Raw genomic sequence first — 2,782 nt, forward strand, 5'->3', positions numbered from 1 at the left:
CCGCGCCGCTGCTGCCGCGGCTCGGCTACCCGTTCGGCCGGAGGACGCCGCGGTGAGCCTCGCCATCGTCGCCGGCACCGGTCGGTGCGGATCCACGCTGGTGCAGGAGCTGCTCTGCCGGCACCCGGCGATCGGGTTCGTGTCCGGCGTGGACGACAAGCTGTCCAAGCTGAACCTCACCGGCCGGTTCAACGGGCGGCTCTACCGGCGGGGCGCGCCCCGGCCCTCCGGGATGACCTCGCTGGCGCACAGCCGGCGGCTGCTCGAGAAGGGCCGGCTGCGAGTCGCGCCCTCCGAGGCGTACCGGCTGCTCGACCGGCACGTCACCGCCGGGTTCAGCCGGCCCTGCCGCGACCTGCTCGCCGCCGACATGACGCCGTTCGTCTCGCGCCGCGCCCGTGCCTTCTTCGACGCCCGGCTGGCCGCCCAGCGCGTCCCGCTGATCCTGCAGCACGTCACCGGCTGGCCCCGCACCGGCTTCCTCGGCGCTGCGTACCCGGAGCTCAAGGTCGTCAACGTCGTGCGGGACGGGCGGGCCGTGGTCAACTCGTGGCTGCAGATGGGCTGGTGGGACGGGTGGCAGGGCCCGGCGAACTGGTACCTGGGACCACTGCCGCCGGCATTGCAGGCGGAGTGGGAGGCGCACGCGCGGTCGTTCCCGGTGCTGGCCGCGCTGGGCTGGAAGATGCTCATGAGCGCCTACGCCGACGCCCGCGCCGCCCACCCCGCGGACCAGTGGCTGGACCTGCACTACGAGGACCTGATCGCCGAGCCGCGCAAAGAGCTGACCCGGGTGCTGGAATTCCTCGGCCTGGAGTGGTCGCCGGCCTTCGAGCGCGGCTTCGCCAAGCACTCCCTGCACGCCGGGCGTGGCGACGCCTATCTGAGCGAGCTGACACCCGCCCAGGTGGCCGACGTCTCGCGGGTGCTGCGGGAGCCGCTCACCCAGTGGGGATACGCCGCCCCGTGATCATCAGCAGAAGTTCACCGATCGGACGCTCGACCGGCTCGCCCTCACCCCGGACGAAGTCGGCGTCCGTGGCGACCAGCTTGCGGCCCTTGAACCTGCGCCGCGCCCGGAACGGATAGCCCAGCTCCCAGGCGCGCCCGGCCGCGACGACCGCCGCCTCCCGGTCCAGGTCGAACGGGCGCCCCAGCGGGATCGCGACGTCCTGGCTGTGCACCAGGATGTCGATCAGCGTCTCCCGCGGTGTCACCACGGCCACGTGCTTCCGCGAGCCGATCATGCCCCGGATGCTCGCGACCAGCTCGCCGGTCGGCCGTTGCGCCCGGCGGATCGTGCTCTTGTACAACGAGCCCCGGGTGCGGAGCACCTCCAGCATGATCTCCGGGACGGTGATCTGCGCGTACGTCAGATGGGCCGCCACGTCGCGCACCGACCACCGGTCGCACAACGACGGCCGGGACCACTCCTCGGCGGACAGGCCGTCGAAGAACGTCGCCAGCCGCTCGCGCTGCCCGTCGATGGCGGCCCACAGCTCGTCGTCGTTCATACCCGGACCGTACTACGCCTGTAGTATCGATCACCATGGGCCGAAGGGACGAAGTGCTGGACGCGGCGATCGGCGTCCTTGGACGGCAAGGCATGCGAGGGCTGACGCACCGGGCGGTGGACGCGGCCGCCGGCGTCCCCGGCGGCACGACCTCGAACTACTTCCGCAGCCGCGACGCCCTCCTCGACGGGGTGGTGTCGCGGGTCGTGATCCTTGAACGGCCCGACCGGGTCGGCGAACTGGCGGAGACGCTTGCCGCATTCGTCATGACCGCGGTTACCGAAAGGCGGGAGGTGACGCTCGCGCGGTTCGCGCTGATGGTGGAGGCGGCCAACCATCCCCGGCTGCAGCGGGTTCTGGGGGAGGCGGCGGCTGAGGTTAGTGCCTGGGCAGTGTCGGTGGCTGCGGCTGCGGGGTCGTCGCAGCCTGAGCGGGATGCCGGGTTGTTGGGGGCTCAGGTTGATGCGATGACGTTGCATCAGCTTGCTTATCCGGATCCGGGTTTTGATCCGTTGCCGGCGTTGAGGGTGCTGGTCGATGCTCTGATGGGGTGAGATCTGGCTGGTCGGTGGTCATGGTTGCGGCTCTGGCTGTGCTTTGGCGCCAACGCGCGCCCGCCGCGCCCTGTGGACAGCCCGGTGAAAGTGTCGTAGGAGGGGGCTAACGTTCCACCCACCCAGTGCCGGGGTGGGGGTGGCGGCGGGGCGCGTGTCGGCATTGATCTTGGTCGCCGGGTCGGTGTCGCCAGTGGCCATGCGGGCGTGGAGATGGCCCCGCCGGGCCGTTGTGGGCTGGTGTTGGGGGCCATGCCGGCGTGGTGGTGGGTCAGGCGTGGTGCGGCCGGGTGGCGGTGGTCGTCGGCTGGTGTTGGCGGCCATGCCGGTGTGGCCGTGGGTCAAGCGTCATGCGGCACGGCGCGCGTGGTGGGTGGTCCGGGAGGCGCAGTGGGCGAGGCCGTCGCGGATGAGGCCGGGCGCGAGCCCAAATCTCGCTGCAGCGGGGACGAATCGCAACAGTGGTAGCCCAGCCGCGTTTCGGAGGCTCGGATGCGCGGTTGGGCTACCACTTTGGGTTCGGCTTCGGGCATTTCGGCGCTAGTGGTAGGGGAGTCGCGTTTCCGGAGCTCGGGCGCGTGGGTGGGCTACCACTTCGGGCTCCGGCCGCCGGCGCGGCGGGCATAGTGGTAGCCCCGCCACCCCGTCTTTGGGCGGGTGGGTGGCTGGACTACCGCTGTTGTTACGAGTCCAGGAACTCGATGATCATTTGGT

General features: G+C 71.1%; 3 protein-coding genes. 2 read left to right on the forward strand and 1 reads right to left on the reverse strand.

The features are described 5' to 3' along the window. On the forward strand, positions 1 to 970 hold a 970-nt coding region (locus AB0M20_RS36365; RefSeq protein WP_364305193.1), incomplete at its 5' end, for a sulfotransferase. On the opposite strand, the gene AB0M20_RS36370 is transcribed toward AB0M20_RS36365, so the two are convergent. Next, positions 942 to 1,514, reverse strand: a complete 573-nt coding sequence (locus tag AB0M20_RS36370) for a maleylpyruvate isomerase family mycothiol-dependent enzyme (protein ID WP_364305194.1) — start codon at positions 1,512 to 1,514, stop codon at positions 942 to 944. The genes AB0M20_RS36365 and AB0M20_RS36370 overlap by 29 nt on opposite strands. Before the next feature lie 53 nt (positions 1,515 to 1,567). Between AB0M20_RS36370 and AB0M20_RS36375 the strand changes: the two genes are divergently transcribed. Continuing rightward, positions 1,568 to 2,068 (forward strand): TetR family transcriptional regulator, encoded by a 501-nt coding sequence (locus AB0M20_RS36375; protein ID WP_364305196.1) that lies wholly within the window; start codon positions 1,568 to 1,570, stop codon positions 2,066 to 2,068. The last annotated feature ends 714 nt before the right edge of the window (positions 2,069 to 2,782 follow it).

It is taken from the genome of Actinoplanes sp. NPDC051633 (assembly GCF_040681735.1).
Taxonomy (GTDB): Bacteria; Actinomycetota; Actinomycetes; order Mycobacteriales; family Micromonosporaceae; genus Actinoplanes.